The organism is Streptomyces sp. SL06, from assembly GCF_058244745.1.
Genome location: NZ_JBSYOT010000002.1, coordinates 6,251,200 through 6,271,757, shown reverse-complemented (window position 1 = coordinate 6,271,757; position 20,558 = coordinate 6,251,200). Strand labels below are relative to the sequence as shown.

The following is a 20,558-nucleotide window of genomic DNA, read 5'->3' as shown; positions in this document are numbered from 1 at the left end:
GTGTCCCTCTCTCCGCCCTCCTCGTCCCCGCTCTCCTCGCCCCCGCTCTCCTCGCCCGTTCCGCCGTCGTTGTCTCCCGACGAGGCGGTGGCCGCGCTCACCGATCCCGCGGCGCCCTGTCTCATCGGGGTACGGCATCACGCACCGTCCCTGGCCGCGGCCGTGCCGGCGCTGCTGGACGAGGCCGCTCCGGATGTCCTGCTGGTCGAGCTTCCCGCCGAGATGCAGGAGTGGCTGCCCTGGCTGGGCCACGAGGAGACGCGGGCGCCGGTCGCCCTGGCCGCCGCCTCGGCACAGGAGGGCGGGGGGCCGGCGTTCTACCCGTTCGCCGACTTCTCCCCGGAACTCGCCGCCGTGCGCTGGGCCGCCCGGCGCGGCGTGCCGGTCGTCGCCTGCGACCTGCCGCTGGCCGACCGGGCGTGGCGCGAGGGGCGGCTGCCCGCCACTCGCGCCACATCCCCCGCCGCCCCTTCCTCCGCCGCTGTGCCCTCGGATTCGGCCGCGGAGTCCGACCGGTCGGGGCTCGCCGCCGCGCTCCGGGCGCGGCTCACCGGACGGCCCGGTGAGGACCTGTGGGACCGTCTCGTCGAGGCCACCGCGCCGGGGTCTCCACCGGAGGCGCTGCGCCGTGCCGCGCTCCTGACCGGGTGGGCGCTGCGCGAGGAGGCCGTCGCGTCGGGGGGTGTACCCGAGCTGGATCTGCGGCGTGAGGGGTGGATGCGCTCCCGCCTGGCCGCCGCCACCGCGGACGGGGCGCGGGCCGCCGTGGTCGTGGGCGCCTTCCACGCCCCGGCGCTGGTGTCCCGGGCCGCCGCCGACGCAGCCGGGCGGGACCGTCCCGGCCGGCGCGCCGACTCCCTCGAAGACGGGCCGGACCCCACCGCCCGTCCCGGCACCGGCGCCGGGTGGACCACGTCCCTCATCCCGTACACGTACGCGCTCCTTGACGAGCGGTCCGGGTATCCCGCGGGCATCCGGGATCCCGAGTGGCAGCATCTCGTCCTGCGGGCGGGGGGTGATCCGGGCGCGTTGGAGGAGGCGCTGACGCGCACCGCCGTACGGGTGTGCGCGGAACTGCGCGGCCTCGGCCATCCGTCGGGGCCCGCCGACGCGCGTGAGATCACACGGCTGGCCTCGGACCTGGCGCGGCTGCGGGGGCTGCCCGCGGCGGGCCGGGGGGAGCTGGTCGAGGCGGTGCAGACGGTGCTCGCGCAGGGCGAGCCGTACGGCAGGGGGCGGGCCGTCGCGCGGGCGATGGAGCGGGTCCTCGTCGGGACACGCGGTGGCCGTCCCGCCCCGGGCGCACCGCGCAGCGGCCTCGCCCCGGCGGTCGAGTCCGAACTGTCCGCACTGGGACTGCCCGGACCGGTTGGCAATGGACCGGATCGCAGTGGGCCGGATCGCAGTGGGCCGGATCGCAGTGGGCAGGATCGCAGTGGGCAGGATCGCAGTGGGCAGGGTGCCGGTGGGACCGGGGGCAACGGGTCCGGTGGTACGGGGCCGGGGGCCACGCCGCCGGGTGCGTCCGCCAGGGAGCTGCGGCTGGACCCGCTGCGGTCCGACCTCGACCGCGCACGCGACCTGCTGCTGCGCCGTCTGACGGTGTGCGGTGTGCCGTACGCGCAGGCGCGGGGCGTCGTCGGTGCGGGCGGTGCCGAGACGTTGACGACGCGGTGGGAGGTGCGCTGGACGCCGGCCACCGAGGCCATGCTGTCGGTCGTCGGCGTGCACGGTGTCACCCCCGCCCAGGCGGCCGAGGGGGTCCTGCGCGAGCAGTGGCGGGCCGAGCGGGACGAGGGCGGGCCCACGGCGGCGCAGACCCTGGAAGGGCTCCGGCAGGCGGCCGAGTGCGGCCTGCCGGAGCTGACGGACGCACGGCTCGCGGAGACCGCCGACGTACTGCCCGGTGCCGCGACACTGTCCGAACTCCTCGGCGGTCTCGGCCTGTTGGACCGGTTGCGGGCGGGGCACGTCGCGGGGCTCGGCGCCGACGGGGACCGCGCGGTCCGGGCCACCGCCGTGGCCGAACTCCTCACCTCCGCGGCGGTTCGCCAGGTGGACGGCCTCACCGGTGCCGAGGACCCGGCGGACGCGCACGCCCTGCTGGAACTCGCCCGACGGGCGGACGTGTTCGGCGGCGTCCGCCTGACCGACGCCCTGGCCCGGCTGGCGCACGAGGGATCTCCCCTGATGCGCGGCGCCGCCGGAGCGGTCCGGGTGCTCCTCGGGCACGAGGACCCGGCCGAACTCGGCGGTCGCGTCGCGTCCTGGGTCGACGCGGCGGCGGACCGCGCGTCCCGTTCCGCGCTCACCGCCCGGCTGACGGGGCTGCTGACGGCCGCCGGGCCGCTGCTGGAGTCGGCGGCCCCGGCGTTGGAGCCGCTCCTCGACCGGGTCGGCGAGTTGTCCGACCGGGACTTCCTGGACCGGCTGCCCGCCCTGCGCGGCGGCTTCGACACACTCAGCCCGGCCGCCCGCGAACGCCTCCTCGCCACCGTCGAGGAACGCCTGGACATCGCCCGGCTCTCCCGGCTCTCCCGGCTCTCCGACACGGGCGGGTTGGACCCCGCGGCCCTCGCTCTGTGGACCCGCGCGGACCTCGCGGCACGGACCACTCTCGACGGGCTCGGGTTGCTTCCCTCGGCCCCGCCGCCGCCCCCACGCCCTGCTCCGGGACCGGGACGGGGAGTGGAACCGACCCCGGCCTGCGAGGCGGGCGCCCTCGCCGCCGCGGATCACCATCTCGCCCCCGCCGACCGCTGGCGGCTCGTGCTCGGCCGCCGTACCGACCGGCTGTCAAGGCCGGCGACCGCGGCGGCCACCGCGCTGGACGAGTTGTACGGCAGCGGCCGGGGCGAGGGCAGCCGGGGTGATCTGACCGGGCCCGGCGGCAGCGACGGCGGTGGCCGGGAGGCTTCGTATCCGAGTGTGCGGGAGTGGTCCGAGGAGCTGGGGGCGCTGTTCGGGCCGGGCATCCGCGAGGAGGTCCTGGCGGCAGCGGCGGCGTCGGGACGGGCGGACGTTCCTGGCCGAACTCGATCCGGACAGCGTGCGCCCCTCCGTCGACCTGCTGCGCACCGTGCTGCGGCACGCGGGAGGCCTGCCCGAAGCACGCCTGGCCGCGCTCCGGCCTCTGGTACGGCGCCTGGTAGAGGCACTGACCCGGCAACTGGCCACGCGGCTGCGCCCCGCGCTGCACGGCACCGTGCTGCCGCGCCCCAGCCGCCGTCCCGGCGGTGGTCTCGACCTGCCCCGCACCCTGCGGGCCAATCTGGCCTCCGCGCACCGCGCTCCGGACGGCACGGTCCGGGTCCTCCCGGAGCACCCCGTCTTCCGTACCCGGGCCAAGAGGTCCGCCGACTGGCGGCTGATCCTGGTGACCGACGTGTCGGGGTCCATGGAGGCGTCCACGGTCTGGGCCGCCCTCACCGCCTCGGTACTGGCCGGAGTGCCCGCGCTGTCGACGCACTTCCTGGCCTTCTCCACGGAGGTCATCGACCTCACCGACCACGTCGACGACCCGCTCTCGCTGCTGCTGGAGGTCAGCGTGGGCGGCGGCACCCACATCGCCGCGGGGCTGCGGCACGCCCGCGAGCTGGTCACCGTGCCGTCCCGCACGCTCGTGGTGGTCGTCAGCGACTTCGAGGAGGGCCGTCCGCTGGGCGGGCTGCTCGCCGAGGTCCGTGCCCTCGTCGGGGCCGGCTGCCATGTCCTCGGCTGCGCGAGCCTCGACGACACGGGCCGTCCCCGGTACTCCACCGGGGTGGCGGGTCAGCTCGTCGCCGCGGGCATGCCGGTCGCGGCGCTCAGTCCGCTCGAACTCGCCCGCTGGGTAGGGGAGAAGATCGTATGAACCCGCACCTTCCGCCGGTCGCCCCCTCGGTGACCGCTCAGCTCGTCGAGGCGCTGACGCCCCGGTTGCGCAAACGGCTGGATGCGGGTGTCACCAAGGTGGCGGGGCGTCCGGCGGTCCGCGAGGGCGACGTGGTGCGCATCGCCGTCGACGACGAGACCGACCTCGAACTGCACGCTCCCGACGGGGTGGTGACCAGTGCCGAGGCGATCCGCTGCGGCTGCCTGCTCGCGCCCGACTGCCTCCACCGGGCCGCCGCGGCATCGGCCGCCCCGGTCGCCGACCCCACAGAACCGACGCTCGCGGAACCGACGTTCACAGAACAGACGCTCACGGAACCGCCGGCCACGCAGCCGTCACGCACAAAGCCCTCACCTCCGGAACCGTCACACACGGAGCCGTCACACACGGAACCACCCGCCACCCAGCCACCGACCACACAGCCACCGACCACACAGCCACGGACCACAGAGCCACGGATCACGGCCCCCGCACCGACGGGACAGCCGCCCGCCCCACCACCCGCAGCCGCCACCCCCGGCCAACGCGCCGCAGCCGCCGCCCTGCGCGGCACGGCGGCCGCCGTGCTGGAGGCCGGGACCGACGGTGCCGGCGCCGTGCTCCAGGCGGAGTTGCTGCGCGCCGCGCACACCGCGCGGCTCGCGGGGCTCCCCCGGGCGGCGAGCCGCGCGGTCTCCGTGGTCACGGCGTTGCGCGCGGCCCGTGCCGCCGACCCCGCCTACCGCCTCGCCGACCTCACCGCCGCCCTGCGCGAGGTCCTGGTCCTCGCGCACCGCCTCCCCGACGCCACCGGGCCGGAACTCGCCGACCTGCGCGGCAGCGTGCGGCAGCCGTACGCCCCGGACGGGTCGCTGCGCCTGTACGGGCTCTTCGCCGAGTCCGTTCTCACGGCGACCGGGTACGCGGGTGCCGTCACCTGGACCGCGGACTCCAGGGGCCGGCTGTACACGGTCTCGGACGTGACTCCGGGCGGCGCCGGCCGAGCCACGGCGGCGGCGGACCGTGCCGTGCGCCTCGGCGACACGGCCCTGACGCACCGTGAACTCTCCCGCGCCGGGCTCGCCGTGTCCGGCGCGACCGTCTCCCCGACGGGCCGCCTGGGCGCGGGGGCAGGCGTACGGGCCGTGCGCGCGTCCGGCGCCGCCTGGCGGGCCGAGCCTCTGGAGCGGCTGTGGGCGGTGCCGGTGGCCGAGCAGATCGCCCGCGCCCTGGCCACCGACCGGGACCCGAGGAGCGGCCAGGACCTGCTGTTCCTCGATGTCACGCTCGTCGGCACGGTCCGGGAGGCGGCGGGCGACTGCCTGCTGGCCGACTGCGGCGGCCTGCCCCTCCGGCTCGCCGCAGCCCACGACGACCCCGCGCTGCCCCACCGTGAGAACCTCCGGCTCCTCGCGTCCGTGCCGGGCACCCGGCTGCGTGTCGTCGCCCGGCTCACTCCGGCCCCGCTCCCACGCGCCCTGCTGCTGGCCGTGAGCCGTCCCACCGACCCGGGCGCCCGCGTCGATCTCGGACTCGACCGGCTCCGTCGCGCCGACCTGCCCGCCGCTTCGACGCCCACGGCCGCACACACGCCCACGGCCGCACCGGCCCCGCCCGTCGTCGACGAGGCCCCCGTCCATCTGCTGCGGCGCCGGGTCCACCAGGCGGCCTCCGGAGGGCGCCGGGTGCTCGCCTTCCCCGGGAGCAGGGACTCGGAGGCCGCCCGGTTGCGCCGGCACGGCCTCGGTACCGCCGGTGAGCTGCTCACCGAGCTGCACGCCACCGCCGCGGAGCGCGCACGCGACCCCTTCGGCCGGCTGCTCCCGGCCGACACCGCCCGTTTCGCCCGCGCCTGGCTCGGCGCCGCCGTCTACACGGAGGAAGTCGACCGCGCCCTGTGCGCCGCCGCGTGGGGCGCCGACCTCACCGGCCTCGCGCGCCCCGCCGGTCCGGCGAACGGCGGGGCACGGGCCGATCGGCCGACGTGACCCGCACGATCGGCCCGCTGAGCGGGGCGGGCCGCCGTAGTATCGGATGATCTCCGGGGGAAGGCGGGCGGACATGGGCAGGCAGCGTCCCGGCACGCCGACGCTGGAGGAGGTGGCCGCCCTCGCCGGTGTGGGGCGGGGCACCGTCTCAAGGGTCGTCAACAACGCGGCCGGTGTGCGTGATTCGACGCGCCGCGCCGTGCAGCGGGCCATCGCCGAGCTGGGGTACGTCCCGAATCTCGCGGCCCGTTCGCTGGCGGGGCACCGTGCGGACGCGGTCGCCCTGGTGATGACGGAGACGGACTGGCGGCTGTTCGGGGAGCCGTTCTTCACCGAGATCGTCCACGCCGTCGGCGACGCCCTCACGGACACCCCGGTGCAACTGCTGCTCACCCTGGTCCGGACGGACACCGAGCGGCGGCGGTTCGTGGAGTACGCGCGCGGCGGCCGGGTCGACGGCGTGCTGCTGATGTCCGTGCACGCCGAGGACCCGCTGCCGGACATGCTCGCCAAGGCGGGGCTGCCCACCGTCATGCTGGGGCGGCGTTCCGGCGACGAGCGCGTCACCTACGTCGACGCCGACAACACCGGCGGCGCGCGGGGTGCGGTCACCCACCTGCTGGACAGCGGCCGGACGGCCATCGGGACCATCAGCGGGCCGCTCGACATGTACGTCGCCCAGTGCCGGCTGCGCGGATACCGGGAGGCCCTGGAGCTGGCGGGCGTGCCGGCCGACTCCTCGCTGGTCGTCGAGGGCGCCGACTTCACGGAGGAGAGCGGGCGCCGGGCGATGACGGACCTGATCGCCCGGCACCCGGAACTCGACGCGGTCTTCGCCGCCTCGGACACCATGGCCGCCGGGGCGCTCCACGCGTTGCGCACCGCGGGCCGGCGGGTGCCGCGGGACGTGGCGGTGATCGGCTTCGACGGCTTCCAGCCGACCCGGCCCACGGATCCTCCGCTGACGACGGTCCGGCAGCCGTTGGAGGAGATCGGCCGCGCGATGGTACGGCTGCTGCTTGAGGAGATGGAGGACTCCCCCGTGGCCTGGCGGCACGTCATCCTCCGAACGGAGCTGGTGCTCCGGGAGTCCGCCTGATCGCAGGGCCGGTCGGGAGCGCTCCCGGCGACGCGCCCTTCACCTGGGGCTTCGAGATTTCCTCGACGACTTCGACGCGCACCGTCTTGTCAGGAACATGAACCGCTCCTAAAGTCCCCAGTCAACCGGTAAGTGGGAGCGCTCCCATCAGTGGGGAGTTGGGAGCGCTCCCGCCCCGGCCCCTCCCCCTCCCCCACTCACCCGGAGAGGCCCCCATGCGAACGTTACGGCCCCAAGTCCGAGCCGGGCGCGGCCTCCTGAGCGCCCTGGTCGCGACCCTCGCGGTGCTCGCGTCGCTCATGACCGCGGCGGCGCCGGCCCAGGCGGACACCACGATCTGCGAACCTTTCGGGACGACCACGATCCAGGGCCGGTACGTCGTCCAGAACAACCGCTGGGGTTCCGGCGCCACCCAGTGCGTCGTCGCCACCGACACCGGTTTCCAGGTCGGCCGGGCCGACGGCTCGGCGCCGACCGACGGGGCGCCGAAGTCGTATCCGTCGGTCTTCAACGGCTGCCACTACACGACCTGTTCGCCGGGCACAGCCCTCCCCGCCCGGCTCGACACCGTCGCCGAGGCGCCCTCCGGCATCTCGTACGGCTTCGTCGACGACGCCGTCTACAACGCCTCGTACGACATCTGGCTGGACCCCGCTCCCCGGACCGACGGAGTGAACCGGACCGAGATCATGATCTGGTTCCACCGGGTGGGCCCGATCCAGCCCATCGGCTCCCCCGTCGGCACGGCCGCCGTGGGCGGGCGGAGCTGGGAGGTGTGGAGCGGCGGCAACGGCTCCAACGACGTGCTGTCCTTCGTGGCCCCCTCGGCGATCGGCGGCTGGAGCTTCGACGTGATGGACTTCGTCCGGGCGGCCGTCGCGCGCGGACTCGCCGCGGACGACTGGTATCTGACGAGCATTCAGGCCGGCTTCGAGCCCTGGCACAACGGCGCCGGACTGGCCGTGAACTCCTTCTTCTCCACCGTCGAGACCGGCGCCGCCCGCACCGCGGCGTAGGCGGGGCGGCCGGGCGCGGCCCAACACCCCCTCGCCCGTCCGGTCGAAGCGCCTTCCCCCGGACGGGCGGGGGTTCCATCACACGCCCCACCCGGCCACCGGCCGCCCGTCCCCACCCGCACCCGCTCATTCCCACTGCCATTGCGATTGTCATGAACTGATCATCAGTGAACGGAAGACCCGGCCCCGGAAAACAGGAGACCCCCTATGGCTCGACGCAGCAGATTCCTCTCCCTGGCGGCGGTACTGGCAACCCTGCTGAGCGCGCTCGGCGTGACCTTCCTGCTCGGGCAGGGACGGGCCGAGGCACACGGCGTGGCGATGATGCCCGGCTCCCGCACCTACCTCTGCCAACTGGACGCCAGGACCGGCACCGGCGCCCTCGACCCGACCAACCCGGCCTGTCGCGGCGCCCTCGACCAGAGCGGTGCGACGGCGCTGTACAACTGGTTCGCCGTGCTCGACTCCAACGCCGGGGGCCGCGGCCCCGGTTATGTGCCGGACGGCACTCTGTGCAGTGCCGGCGACCGTTCCCCGTACGACTTCTCCGGCTACAACGCCGCCCGCGCGGACTGGCCGCGCACGCATCTGACGTCCGGGGCAACGATCCAGGTGAACTACAGCAACTGGGCGGCCCACCCGGGTGACTTCCGGGTCTATCTGACCAAGCCCAACTGGTCGCCCACGTCCGAGCTGGGCTGGGACGACCTGGAACTCATCCAGACGGTGACCGACCCGGCCCAGCAGGGCTCGCCGGGCACCGACTCGGGCCACTACTACTGGGACCTGGCGCTGCCCCCGGGCCGCTCGGGTGACGCGCTGATCTTCATGCAGTGGGTGCGTTCGGACAGTCAGGAGAACTTCTTCTCCTGCTCCGACGTGGTCTTCGACGGCGGCAACGGCGAGGTCACCGGCATCCGCGGCTCCGGCGGCACCCCGGCTCCGGACCCGACGCCGACCCCGACCACGCCGCCGCCCGAGCACTCCGGCTCCTGCATGGCCGTCTACTCCGTGGATAGTTCCTGGAGCGGGGGCTTCCAGGGCTCCGTGGAGGTCATGAACCACGGCACGGAGCCGCTGAACGGCTGGGCCGTGCAGTGGCAGCCGGGCAACGGGACCACGCTCGGCGGCGTGTGGAACGGTTCGCTGTCCGGCGGCACCGACGGCACGGTCACGGTCCGGAACGTGGACCACAACCGCGTCGTCCCACCGGACGGCAGCGTGACCTTCGGCTTCACGGCCACCTCCACGGGCAACGACTTCCCCGTGGGCACGATCGGCTGCGTGGCGCCCTGACACTTCGGGGACGGGGCCGGCGGTGCCCGCCGAGGGGCACCGCCGACCTCACATGCCGGTTACGAATCGCTCAACCACTGGTTGCCGCGAGGTGTTCGGGCGACGATGGGGCCATGACTCTGGCCCAGCGCGCCTTTGAGCGGCTGCAAGCCTGGCCCGACCTCTTCGCGGGTACGGCCAGTTGTGGAACCGGACGGGCGCTGCACTCCGTTGGTGACGAGATCGTCCACTTCCACTCGGACCGGGATGTCGACCTCCACCTCACCCACCGGGCCATCCAGCGCTTCCAGTACGACCTCGGCGGCTCCAGCGCCATCCACATGCTTCCCGACTCCCGATGGGTGACCGTGCACCTGGACTGCGACGCGGACGTCGACCTGCTGCTGAGCCTGGTGAGCATCGCACTCAAAGCCCATCAGACCCGGGCCCTGACGGACCTGCCCTCGGGCTGCAACTTCCACCGGGTCACGGTGCTTCCGCGATCCGCGGCCGGCGAGATCTGAGACCCGCCGACCCTCGCAACCCTCTCGCAACCTTCGCCGTGCTGGCATGCGGGGCATGCCTGACACCTACGAGGAGACCCCCCGCGTCGAACTCACCGCCGACGCCGCCGTACTGCTGAGGCGGCTCCGCGAGGCGCACGGCCCGCTGATGTTCCACCAGTCCGGCGGCTGCTGCGACGGCAGCGCCCCCATGTGCTACCCGGCCGGCGAGTTCCGCACCGGCGCCGCGGACGTGCTGCTCGGCGAGCTGGTCGTCGAGGGCGTCGCGGAGCCGGTGGAGTTCTGGATGTCACGGAGCCAGTACGCGGCGTGGAGCCACACGAGGTTGACGGTGGACGTCGTCGCGGGGCGGGGCAGCGGCTTCTCGCTGGAGGCACCCGAGGGGGTGCGCTTCCTCATTCGCTCCCGTCTCGTCGACGCGTAGCCCCCTCGCCCCCGCGGCCCTCACCGACTACGGCCTGAGACCGCTCACGATCTCCGCCGTCGCGGTCAGACCACTGTTGATGGTGGGGGCGATGCTCGTGCTTGCCAGATAGAAGCCGAGCAACAGGCACACCAGTGCGTGCGAGATCTTCAGCCCGCCGTTGCGCAGAAAGATCACCGCCAGAACCAGCAGCAACAGCACCACAGAGATGGAAACGGCCATCGTCAACCTCCTCCGCCACGTGCACTTCGCGGCGTTCGGCCGCAAGTGTGGCGTAGCGGAGGGTTCGTCCGGGCGGCTGACCTGTCCTCCGAACGAGTGGTGTTCCGATCGTGCCTACGCGCCCCGGTGGGCGTCGAGGAACGATTCGAGTCCGGCGAGGTCATCGGTGTTGAGGTGATCGACGCCGGCGGCGAGCAGTTCGCTCCACACCGCGTCCCGTGCGGGGCCCGCCACGTCGGGCGTGTCCCAGAAGCGCACCCGCTGCCCGCGGGCGTGCGCCGCGCCGACGACGTCCGCCAGCCTGCGCCGCTCGGCCGCCGGGAAGGCGCCCACGCCCCGCCAGGCGAAGTTGAGCGTCCAGTTGTCGCTGATGAGCGGGACGAAGGAGGCCGGTGCGGTGCTGCCGAGGTCGGTGAGGCGGCCGTCGTAGAAGGCCCGCCGGGTGCGCTGGGCCTCCATCGGCGCACGGGCCGCCCGGTCGCCGGAGATCACCGCGGTGACCGCGCCGGGGAGTACCCGTCCGTGCGAGCAGGTGGTGAACAGGTGCCGGTAGCCGCTCAGACGGCGGTCGAGTTCGGCGTACGTCGACGCTCCCTCGGTCTTGATGTCGATCAGCAGTTGCAGGGCGCGGCGGTCCTGCCGGTAGACCCGGCCGTGGCCGGCGCGGACGCGGGCGGCGAGGGGGTCGAGGTAGAGGGCCTCCAGGGTGCGGGACGGGTCGAGGTCCGCGGGGTCGTGGGCGACGAGGAGTTCGCCGTCGACCAGGTAGATGTCGGCCTCGACACTGCCGAAGCGGTGGTCGAGGGCGTCGAGGAGGGGACGGGGGTGCTCGTAGTCGTTGTGGGCGTGGGCGTGCCACAGGGGACGCGGCCCGTGCCCGCCCTCGCTCGCCCGCGCGATGCCTGCGGGCAGGGCGACCGCGCCCGCGAGGGCGGCGCCGAGGGTGGTGAGGGCTCTGCGTCGGGTGGTGAGGGCCATGCTCTGCCTCCCTGGAAGTGCCGTACGGGACGCCTGTGAGTATGGGGTCCCGGCGCCGCCAATGAGCAGAGCCCTGCGGGGAGTTGGCCGGACCGCCGCCGGTCGTTCATGTCGGCGGCCGTTCGGCCGGGCGAGACACGCGGAAGTGCCCGCCCCCGAGAGGGCGGGCACTTCTCCTGTCGTGCCGGACCGGGATCGTACGGGTGTCAGGGGGCCCGCAGATCGACCAGTTCGGCCAGCGCCGCACGGTGGGTGCCCGCGGTTCCGTAGGCGATCGAGTCGGCCTTGGCCCGCTTCAGGTGCAGGTGGACCGGGTGCTCCCACGTCATGCCGATGCCGCCGTGCAGTTGCAGCGCCTCCTCGGCGGCGCGGACGGCGACGGGTGCCGCGTAGGCCTGGGCCACGGCGACGGCCATGTCGGTGTCCTGGCCGCTCGCCAGCGCGTCGGCGGCGTTGCGGGCGGCGGCGCGCAGGCCGGCGACCTCCAGCCACAGCCGGGCGAGCCGGTGCTTGAGCGCCTGGAATCCGCCGACCTGCCGGTTGAACTGCCTGCGTTCCTTGAGGTAACCGACGGTCTCGGTCAGCAGCCGGTCGGCGAGGCCCAGTTGCTCGGACGCGAGCAGCCCGGCACCGGCCCGCAGGGCACGCCGTACGGCGGGTTCGGCGTCGCCGAGCAGGCGCCCGGACACGCCGTCGAGGGTCACCCGGGCCGGCGGCCGGGTCGCGTCCAGGGCGATCTGCGGGGTGACGGTCGCGTCGGCGGCGCGGACGGCGTACAGTCCCCCGTCGTCCGCGGGCACCAGCAGTACGCCGGCCACCGCCGCGTCGGCGATGCCGGTCAACTCGCCGTGCAAGCGGCCCCCTTCGAGTCGTGCGTGCGCGACGGTGCCGCCCGGCGCGACGTGCAGTGCGACGGCGAGCGCGGCGATGGTGGCCGCGGAGGCCAGTTCGGTGAGCAGTTCGCCGGCCTCGCAGGCCAGCAGCGCCTCGGTGGCGACGACGGCGCTCGTGAGGTAGGGCAGCGGTGCCACCGAGCGCCCCAACTCTTCCAGGACCACGGCGGTTTCCCGGTGGGTGGCGCCCTGTCCGCCCAGTTTCTCGGGGATCAGCAGGCCCGCGAGGCCCATCGAGTCGGAGAGCGCCTTCCACAGGGACAGGTCGTGCACGGCGTCCGACTCGGTGCGGGCGATGACGTCCGCCGGGTCGCAGTGGTCGGTGAGCAGGTCCCGGACGGCGGCGCGGAGTGCCTCTTCCTCCTCCGAGTAGAGCAGAGCGGGTTCCGGCTGTGCGCTCATCGGGCGAGGTCCTTCCATGCGACGTCCTTGTCGGTGCGCGGTTCGGCCGGCAGGCCGAGGACGCGCTCGGCGACGATGTTCAGCAGCACCTCGCTGGTCCCGCCCTCGATGCTGTTGCCCTTGGAGCGCAGGTAGCGGTATCCGGCGTCGCGGCCGGTGAAGTCGACAAGCTCAGGGCGGCGCATGGTCCAGTCGTCGTACAACAGGCCCTCCTCACCGAGGAGTTCGACCTCCAGGCCGCTGATCTCCTGGTTGAGACGGGCGAAGTTCAGCTTCATGCCGGCGCCCTCGGGACCGGGCTGGCCGGCCGCCAGTTGCTGGCGCAGGCGTACGCCGGTGAGGCGGGCGACCTCGGCCTCGACCCACAGGCCGAGCAGCCGTTGGTGCAGGTCGTGGGTGCGCAGTGCGGGGCGTTCCCGCCAGGTCGCGGCGGCCTTGCCGATCATGCCGCCCTCACGGGGGATCGAGCTGCCGCCGATGGCGACGCGCTCGTTGTTCAGCGTGGTCTGCGCGACCCGCCAGCCGTCGCCGACCTCGCCGAGGCGCCGGGAGTCGGGGACGCGGACATCGGTGAGGAACACCTCGTTGAACTCGGCCTCGCCGGTGATCTGGCGCAGCGGCCGGACCTCGACGCCGGGGTCGGTCATGTCGCACACGAAGTAGGTGATGCCGCGGTGCTTGGGCACGTCCGGGTCGGTGCGGGCGATGAGGATGGCCCAGCGGGCGAGGTGTGCGCTGGACGTCCACACCTTCTGCCCGTTGACGACCCAGTCCTCGCCCTCCCGGACCGCCCGGGTGCCGAGCGCGGCGAGGTCGGATCCGGCGCCCGGCTCGCTGAACAGCTGGCACCAGACCTCCTCGCCGGTCCACAGCGGGCGCAGCAGACGGCGCCTCTGCTCGTCCGTGCCGTACTGGAGGATCGTCGGCGCGGCCATCCCGAGGCCGATGCCGATCCGGCGGGGGTCGTTGTCGGGGGCGCCCGCGGCCTCCAACTCGGCGTCGACGACGGACTGGAGGGAGCGGGGGGCGCCGAGACCGCCGAGGCCCTCCGGGTAGTGCACCCAGGCGAGTCCGGCGTCGAAGCGGGCCCGCAGGAAGTCCAGGCGGTCCGTGTCGGCCGGTGGCTGCGCGGCCAGCAACTCCTGGGTGCGGCGGCGCAGTTCGGCTGCGTCGGTCATACGGTGGCTCCCTTCTCCGGGACGACGGCGACGCGGCCGGTCGTCGTGCCGTCCGCGACGCGTTGTACGGCGTCCGCGGCATCGCCGAGCGGCACCCGCTCGCTCACCAGTGGCTTGATCGCGCCCCGGGCGGCCAGCTCGGTGAGCTGTGCGTGGCAGTGCCGGACCAGCTCGGGGTTCTTGGTGTTGTACGCGCCCCAGTGCAGGCCGAGGATCGCGTAGTTCTTCACCAGGGCGTGGTTCAGCGCGGCGGTGGGGATCGTGCCGCTCGCGAAGCCGACGACGACGATCCGGCCCTCGAAGGCGACGACCTTGGTGGACTGGGTGTAGGCCCGGCCGCCCACGGGGTCGTAGATCACGTCGGCGCCCCGGCCGCCGGTGGCCTCCTTCACGGCGGCCACGACATCCTCGCTGTGCCGGTCGACGACCACGTCGCAGCCCAGTTCACGGGCGACGGCCGCCTTCTCCGGGCCGCCGGCGACGCCGATCACGGTGGCTCCCGCGGCCTTGCCGAGCTGCACGGCCGCGCTGCCGACCCCGCCGGCGGCGGCGTGGACGAGCAGGGTCTCGCCGGCCTCCAGCCGGGCCCGGCGGTGCAGGCCGAACCAGCCGGTCTGGTAGCCGACGTGCAGGGCGGCCGCCTCGGCGTCGTCCAGGCTGTCCGGCGCGGGCAGCAGCGCGCGGGCGTCCGCGACGGCGTACTCGGCGAATCCGCCGTGCGGGAGGGCGGGGTTGGCGAGGACGCGGCGGCCGTCCTCGGTCTCGCCGCAGACCTCCACGCCGGGCGTGAACGGCAGCGGCGGCCTGACCTGGTACTGGCCCCGGCAGAGCAGGGCGTCCGGGAAGTTGATGTTCGCGGCGCGGACCCTCAGCAGGACCTGGCCCTCGCCGGGCGTCGGGGGCGCCACGTCCACGAGGCGCATCACCTCGCCCGGCTCGCCGTTCTCGTGCACCTGCCATGCCTGCATGCGGGGCCTCCACCGACTGCGTCGTCCGACCGGGTCTCCCGCATACTAAGCGGTCGCTTGCCCATCGGGGAACAGGTCGCGAAAGCCGTACGGTCACGGCCGACCGTACGACGCCGACCGGGCGGCGGTCACGACCCGGCGGCGGGCCTGGCCCGTACGTGCATCCGCTCCCCCTGCGGGCCGAAGAGGCTGAGGAACTCGACCGGACCCTCCCCCGTCGACCCGAACCAGTGCGGCACCCGGGTGTCGAACTCGGCCGCCTCGCCCGCCGTCAGCACCACGTCGTGGTCGCCGAGTACGAGTCGCAGGCGCCCGGAGAGGACGTAGAGCCACTCGTATCCCTCGTGGGTGCGCGGGTCCGGCTCCTCCTTGCGCCGGGGCTCCAGCACCTTGAACGCCTGGAGTCCGCCCGGCCGGTGGGTGAGCGGCCAGTGGGTGCGGCCGTGGCGCACGACCGGCTTGGCGCGCACCCGGGGGTCGCCGACCGGCGGGGCGCCGACCAGTTCGTCCAGCGGCACCCGATGGGCCTGGGCGATCGGCAGCAGCAGTTCGAGGCTCGGCCTGCGCAGGCCCGACTCCAGCCGCGACAGGGTGCTCACGGAGATGCCGGTCGCCTCGGACAGGGCGGCCAGCGTCACCTCCCGTTCCTTGCGGATCCGGCGGAGCTTCGGTCCGACTCCGGCGAGGACATCGTCTGCGGTCGTCATGCACTTATTGCAGAACCGGCAAATGAGTTTGTCAATCCATGGTGTCCGAGCGACCTTGTGCGTGGAGGTGGTCGCAGTGACCCTGAACGAGAACGTGCCGGACCCGAAGGACGTGAAGGCTCCCGGGGACCGGTCCGGGACGTACGACGTGGTGGTCGTCGGCGGTGGCGCGGCGGGGCTGTCCGCGGCGCTCGTCCTGGGCCGGGCGCGGCTGCGCACCCTGATCGTCGACGCCGGTGAGCCGCGCAACGCGCCCTCGGACCACATGCAGGGCTATCTGACCCGGGACGGCATGTCCCCCGCCGAGTTCCTGGCGCTCGGCCGTCAGGAGGTCGCGCGGTACGGGGTGGAACTCGTCCGCGACCGGGCGGTGGACGTGTCCCGGGGCGCGGACATCGCCGTGGAGCTGGCCGGCGGGCGCACCGTCCGCGCCCGGCGGCTGATCGTCGCCACCGGGCTCAAGGACGAGCTGCCCCAGGTGCCGGGCGTGGCCGAGCGGTTCGGCCGGGACGTGCTGCACTGCCCGTTCTGCCACGGCTGGGAGGTGCGCGACGAGCGCTTCGGCGTCCTCGCCACCGGCCCGCTCGCCGTGCACCAGGCGCTGATGGTGTCCGGCTGGTCGAAGGACGTGATCCTCTTCCTGCACACGGTCGCCGAGGCCGAACTGTCCGACGACGACCTGCGCCGGCTCGCCGCGGCCGGGGTCGAGGTGGTGCCCGGCGAGGTGGCCGGGCTGCGGGTCGAGGACGACCGGCTCACCGGGGTCCGGCTGGCGGACGGGACGGCGCACGACCGCTCGGTGGTGTTCGTCGGCCCGACGGCCGTACCGCAGACCGGCCTGCTGGAACGGCTGGGCGCCGAGCTGGAGGAGACTCCGTTCGGCGCCTACCCCGTGGTCGACCCGACGGGCCGGACCACGGTGCCCGGCGTATGGACCGCCGGCAACGCGATGGGCTTCGCCGAACAGGTCGTCCACGCGGCGAGCGGCGGCTACCGCGCGGCCTCGGCGATCGTCGGCGACCTGCTCATCTCGGACCTGGACGCCGCCGCACCGCGGTAACCCCCGCCCGCGCCACCGGCCCGTCCCCGTCCCGGTCGGGCCGGCCGACTCCCGGTGGTTCTCCGTCCGGGCCGTGCGGGCTCCCGGCGGCGGGGTGGTGGAGGGCGCGCGGGTGTGGTCCCGCCCTGTCCGGTGCACCATGACTGCATGCTGCTTGCCCGGTTGGCCCAGGTGTCCCGGGAGGTCGCCGCCACCTCGGCGCGGTCCCGGAAGACCGCCCTGCTCGCGGAGCTGTTCCGGGAGGCGGAGCCGGAGGACGTGCCGGTCGTCATCCCGTATCTGGCGGGACGGCTCCCCCAGGGCCGGATCGGCGTCGGCTGGAAGGCGCTGAGCCACCGGGTCGCGCCGGCCGCCGGGCCGACCCTGACCGTGCGCGACGTGGATGCCCGCCTCACCCGGCTCGGCGCGGTGTCCGGCCCCGGTTCCCAGGCCGAACGGACGCGGCTGGTCGGCGAGCTGATGGGCGCGGCCACCGAGGACGAGCAGCGCTTCCTGATCGGGCTGCTCACCGGGGAGGTCCGGCAGGGCGCCCTGGACGCGGCCGCGGTCGAGGGGCTGGCCGCGGCGACGGACGCGCCCCCGGCGGACGTACGCCGGGCGGTGATGCTCGCGGGGTCGCTCCAGACGGTGGCCGAGGCCCTGCTGGCGGACGGCCCCGGCGCCCTCGACCGGTTCCGGCTCACCGTCGGACGCCCCGTCCTGCCGATGCTGGCGCACAGCGCGTCCTCGGTCGCCGAGGCGGTCGGCAGGCTGGGCGCCGCGGCCGTCGAGGAGAAGCTGGACGGCATCCGCGTCCAGGTGCACCGCGACGGCGCCGCCGTACGGCTCTACACCCGCACCCTGGACGACATCACCGACCGGCTCCCCGAGGTCACCGCGGCGGCCCTCGCGCTGCCCGGCGAGCGCTTCGTCCTGGACGGCGAGGCTATCTCCCTGGACGCGGGCGGGCGTCCCCGCTCCTTCCAGGAGACCGCCGGGCGGGTCGGCTCCCGCACGGACGTGGCCACGGCCGCGCGGGCGGTCCCGGTGTCCGTGGTGTTCTTCGACGCGCTGTCCGTCGACGGCCACGACCTGCTCGACCTGCCGCTGGCCGCGCGGCACGCGGAGCTGGCCCGGCTGGTCCCCGAGCCCCTGCGGGTGCGTCGCGCGCTGGTGGAGGGGACCGGGCAGGCGCCGGCCGCCGAGGACTTCCTCGCCCGGACGCTGGAGCGCGGCCACGAGGGCGTCGTCGTCAAGGGACTCGACGCCCCCTACAGCGCGGGCCGCCGCGGCGCGTCCTGGCTGAAGGTCAAGCCCGTCCACACGCTCGACCTGGTCGTACTGGCCGCCGAGTGGGGCCACGGCCGCCGCACCGGCAGGCTCTCCAACCTCCACCTGGGCGCCCGCACCGCCGACGGCTCCTACGCCATGCTCGGCAAGACCTTCAAGGGCATGACCGACGCGCTGCTGGCCTGGCAGACCGAGCGCCTGGGGCGGCTGGCCGTCGAGGAGCACCCCTGGGGCGTGACCGTGCGCCCCGAACTCGTCGTCGAGATCGCCTACGACGGACTCCAGCGGTCCACCCGCTACCCGGCCGGCGTCACCCTCCGCTTCGCCCGCGTGGTCCGCTACCGCGAGGACAAGCGCCCCGAGGACGCGGACACCGTGGCCACGCTGCTCGCCGCACACCCCGGAGTGGCCCCGTGAAGCGCAGCGCGGGCCTGCTGCTGTACCGGCACGACCCGGTCCGGGGTCTGCTGGTCCTCCTCGGCCACATGGGCGGCCCCGCCTTCGCGCGTCGCGGCGCCGGGGCGTGGACCGTTCCCAAGGGCGAGTACGAACCCGAGGAACCGGCCTGGGACGCTGCCCGGCGCGAGTTCCGGGAGGAGCTGGGGCTGCCGCCGCCCGACGGCGCGGCCCTGCCGCTCGGCGAGGTGCGCCAGGCGGGCGGGAAGCTCGTCACGGTCTGGGCCGTCGAGGCCGACCTCGATCCGGAGACGGTCGTCCCCGGCACCTTCCGCATGGAGTGGCCGCCGAGGTCGGGGCGCGTGGCGGAGTTCCCCGAGCTGGACCGGGTGGCGTGGTTCACGGTGGCCGGGGCGCGCGAGGTGATCGTGAAGGCGCAGGCCGCGTTTCTCGACCGGCTGGCTGAGCACTCGCACTGACGACGAGAAGCAGACGAGAGAAGTGACGCGCTCCGACAGGACCTGTCCGCGTTGCGGCACCCCGTGCCGCACGCCAGGGTCGAAGCACGATTGCGCACCAGGGAGGTCGGCCATGCCCATCGCGACGGTGAACCCGGCGAACGGCGAGACGCTCAGGACGTACGAGGCCATGGGCGAGGAGGAGATCGAACGCCGGCTCCAGCTCGCGGAGGCCACCTTCCGCACCTACCGGACGACGCCGTTCGGCGAGCGGGCCCGGCTCCTGCACCGTGCCGCCGACCTCCTGGAGGCGGACCGCGACGGGATCGGCAGGGTCGTCACCACCGAGATGGGCAAGCCGGTCGGGCAGGCCCGCGCGGAGGCCGCCAAGTGCGCCAGGGCGATGCGCTGGTACGCCGACCACGCCGCCGACCTGCTCGCCGACGAGGAGCCCGCCGAGGCCGATGTGAAGGACTCCGGCGCCTCCCGGGCCCTGGTCCGCTACCGGCCGCTCGGCCCGGTGCTCGCGGTGATGCCGTGGAACTTCCCGCTCTGGCAGGTGATCCGGTTCGCGGCGCCCGCGCTGATGGCGGGCAACGTCGGCCTGCTCAAGCACGCCTCGAACGTGCCGCAGACGGCGCTGTACCTGGAGGACCTGTTCCATCGGGCCGGTTTCCCCGAGGGCTGCTTCCAGACCCTCCTGATCGGTTCGGCCGCCGTCGACGACATCCTGCGCGACGAGCGGGTGCGGGCCGCGACCCTCACCGGCAGCGAGCCGGCCGGCCGCGCGGTCGCCTCCACCGCCGGGGAGATGATCAAGAAGACGGTGCTGGAGCTGGGCGGCAGCGACCCGTTCGTCGTGATGCCGTCCGCCGATGTCGACCGGGCCGCCGAGGTCGCGGTGGGCGCGCGCACCCAGAACGCCGGGCAGTCCTGCATCGCCGCCAAGCGGTTCATCGTGCACGCGGACGTGTACGACACCTTCGTGGAGCGCTTCACCGCCGGTATGAAGGCCCTGAAGGTCGGCGACCCGATGGACGAGGAGACCGAGGTCGGCCCGCTCTCCAGCGAGCAGGGCCGCGACGACCTGGCGGGGCTGGTGGACGACGCGGTGCGCGGCGGCGCCACCGTGCTGTGCGGCGGTGAACGCCCCGACGGACCCGGCTGGTACTACCCGCCGACCGTGCTGGCCAACGTCACCCGCGAGATGCGCATCCACCGAGAGGAGGCCTTCGGCCCGGTCGCCACGCTGTACCGCGTGACGGACCTGGACGAGGCGGTGCTGATCGCCAACGACACGGACTTCGGGCTCAGTTCAAACGTGTGGACGCGCGACGACACGGAGGTGGACCGTTTCGTACGGGACCTGGAGGCGGGCGGCGTCTACGTCAACGGAATGACGGCGTCCCATCCGGCGTTCCCCTTCGGCGGGGTCAAGCGGTCGGGGTACGGGCGTGAGCTGTCCGGGCACGGAATCCGCGAGTTCTGCAACATCACCACCGTATGGCACGGAGCGTGAGCCTTCCGCGACTACGATCCCCTCTGTGAACCGCGAAGTGACTTTGCCTCTGATCGTCGACGACCGCGGCACCCTCCAGGTCGCCGCGTCCGACGTGAGCAAGCTGCTGCGCACGGTGGGCGGGCGATGGCTGCGGCTCGTGGAGAGCGGCGAGGAGGACCTGGACGAGGACACGGTGGCGGCCCTCACCATCGAGCTGGCCAAGCTGGCCGACCGGATCGACGTGGCCTGCATCGCCCACAGCAGCGGCCAGTCCTCCTGACGCCTCCCCCGCCCCTCGCCCGCGCGGCCCGGCCCCCGAGACGGAGCAGCCCGGCGAGAGAACGCCG

16 protein-coding genes and 2 pseudogenes are annotated in these 20,558 nt (G+C 74.2%); 12 read left to right on the top strand and 6 right to left on the bottom strand.

The features are described 5' to 3' along the window. The 7 genes and pseudogenes from AC4IHM_RS28845 (at position 1) to AC4IHM_RS28815 (ending at position 10,179) form a co-directional block, all read left to right on the top strand. Positions 1-3,853, top strand: a pseudogene (locus AC4IHM_RS28845) (vWA domain-containing protein). After that, positions 3,850-5,841 (top strand): hypothetical protein, encoded by a 1,992-nt coding sequence (locus AC4IHM_RS28840; protein WP_490869886.1) that lies wholly within the window; start codon positions 3,850-3,852, stop codon positions 5,839-5,841. Before AC4IHM_RS28845 ends, AC4IHM_RS28840 begins: the two are co-directional and overlap by 4 nt. A gap of 73 nt (positions 5,842-5,914) precedes the next feature. Further along, complete coding sequence (locus AC4IHM_RS28835) at positions 5,915-6,940, top strand: LacI family DNA-binding transcriptional regulator (RefSeq protein ID WP_490869885.1); 1,026 nt, start codon at positions 5,915-5,917, stop codon at positions 6,938-6,940. Positions 6,941-7,155: 215 nt separating this feature from the next. Continuing rightward, positions 7,156-7,935, top strand: a pseudogene (locus AC4IHM_RS28830) (GH12 family glycosyl hydrolase domain-containing protein); the annotation flags it as partial. A 228-nt stretch (positions 7,936-8,163) separates the two neighbouring features. After that, positions 8,164-9,252: a lytic polysaccharide monooxygenase auxiliary activity family 9 protein gene (locus tag AC4IHM_RS28825; protein WP_490869884.1), complete on the top strand. Its 1,089-nt coding sequence runs from the start codon at positions 8,164-8,166 to the stop codon at positions 9,250-9,252. A gap of 113 nt (positions 9,253-9,365) precedes the next feature. Next, positions 9,366-9,755: a luciferase domain-containing protein gene (locus tag AC4IHM_RS28820; RefSeq protein ID WP_490869883.1), complete on the top strand. Its 390-nt coding sequence runs from the start codon at positions 9,366-9,368 to the stop codon at positions 9,753-9,755. 55 nt (positions 9,756-9,810) lie between these two features. Continuing rightward, a complete protein-coding gene (locus AC4IHM_RS28815) occupies positions 9,811-10,179 on the top strand; it encodes a DUF779 domain-containing protein (protein WP_490869882.1) in 369 nt (122 codons plus the stop codon). A 27-nt stretch (positions 10,180-10,206) separates the two neighbouring features. Here the strand turns inward: AC4IHM_RS28815 and AC4IHM_RS28810 are convergent, their stop codons facing one another. The 6 genes from AC4IHM_RS28810 to AC4IHM_RS28785 all read right to left on the bottom strand — a co-directional run bounded on the left by AC4IHM_RS28810 (position 10,207) and on the right by AC4IHM_RS28785 (position 15,527). Further along, complete coding sequence (locus tag AC4IHM_RS28810) at positions 10,207-10,401, bottom strand: hypothetical protein (RefSeq protein ID WP_490869881.1); 195 nt, start codon at positions 10,399-10,401, stop codon at positions 10,207-10,209. Between the two features lie 114 nt (positions 10,402-10,515). Then, complete coding sequence (locus AC4IHM_RS28805; protein WP_490869880.1) at positions 10,516-11,379, bottom strand: phosphatidylinositol-specific phospholipase C/glycerophosphodiester phosphodiesterase family protein; 864 nt, start codon at positions 11,377-11,379, stop codon at positions 10,516-10,518. 206 nt (positions 11,380-11,585) lie between these two features. After that, positions 11,586-12,674: an acyl-CoA dehydrogenase family protein gene (locus AC4IHM_RS28800; RefSeq protein ID WP_490869879.1), complete on the bottom strand. Its 1,089-nt coding sequence runs from the start codon at positions 12,672-12,674 to the stop codon at positions 11,586-11,588. After that, positions 12,671-13,852 (bottom strand): acyl-CoA dehydrogenase family protein, encoded by a 1,182-nt coding sequence (locus AC4IHM_RS28795; protein ID WP_490869878.1) that lies wholly within the window; start codon positions 13,850-13,852, stop codon positions 12,671-12,673. Before AC4IHM_RS28795 ends, AC4IHM_RS28800 begins: the two co-directional genes overlap by 4 nt. After that, positions 13,849-14,820, bottom strand: a complete 972-nt coding sequence (locus AC4IHM_RS28790) for an NADPH:quinone oxidoreductase family protein (protein ID WP_490869877.1) — start codon at positions 14,818-14,820, stop codon at positions 13,849-13,851. The genes AC4IHM_RS28795 and AC4IHM_RS28790 overlap by 4 nt, the downstream gene beginning before the upstream one ends. A gap of 128 nt (positions 14,821-14,948) precedes the next feature. Next, entirely contained in the window at positions 14,949-15,527 is a 579-nt protein-coding gene (locus AC4IHM_RS28785) for a helix-turn-helix domain-containing protein (protein ID WP_490869876.1), read from the bottom strand. 76 nt (positions 15,528-15,603) lie between these two features. Here AC4IHM_RS28785 and AC4IHM_RS28780 point away from each other — a divergent pair, with 76 nt between their 5' ends. The 5 genes from AC4IHM_RS28780 (at position 15,604) to AC4IHM_RS28760 (ending at position 20,491) form a co-directional block, all read left to right on the top strand. Next, on the top strand, positions 15,604-16,587 hold the full coding sequence (locus AC4IHM_RS28780; protein WP_490869875.1) for an NAD(P)/FAD-dependent oxidoreductase: 984 nt from the start codon (positions 15,604-15,606) through the stop codon (positions 16,585-16,587). Positions 16,588-16,734: 147 nt separating this feature from the next. Beyond that, on the top strand, positions 16,735-18,273 hold the full coding sequence (locus AC4IHM_RS28775) for an ATP-dependent DNA ligase (protein ID WP_490869874.1): 1,539 nt from the start codon (positions 16,735-16,737) through the stop codon (positions 18,271-18,273). After that, positions 18,270-18,731 carry an NUDIX hydrolase gene (locus AC4IHM_RS28770; RefSeq protein ID WP_490869873.1) on the top strand — a complete coding sequence of 154 codons (462 nt, stop codon included), beginning with the start codon at positions 18,270-18,272 and terminating at the stop codon, positions 18,729-18,731. Before AC4IHM_RS28775 ends, AC4IHM_RS28770 begins: the two co-directional genes overlap by 4 nt. A gap of 112 nt (positions 18,732-18,843) precedes the next feature. Further along, a complete protein-coding gene (locus tag AC4IHM_RS28765) occupies positions 18,844-20,229 on the top strand; it encodes an NADP-dependent succinic semialdehyde dehydrogenase (RefSeq protein ID WP_490869872.1) in 1,386 nt (461 codons plus the stop codon). A 25-nt stretch (positions 20,230-20,254) separates the two neighbouring features. Further along, positions 20,255-20,491, top strand: a complete 237-nt coding sequence (locus AC4IHM_RS28760; RefSeq protein ID WP_490869871.1) for a DUF6213 family protein — start codon at positions 20,255-20,257, stop codon at positions 20,489-20,491. Positions 20,492-20,558 lie beyond the last annotated feature (67 nt).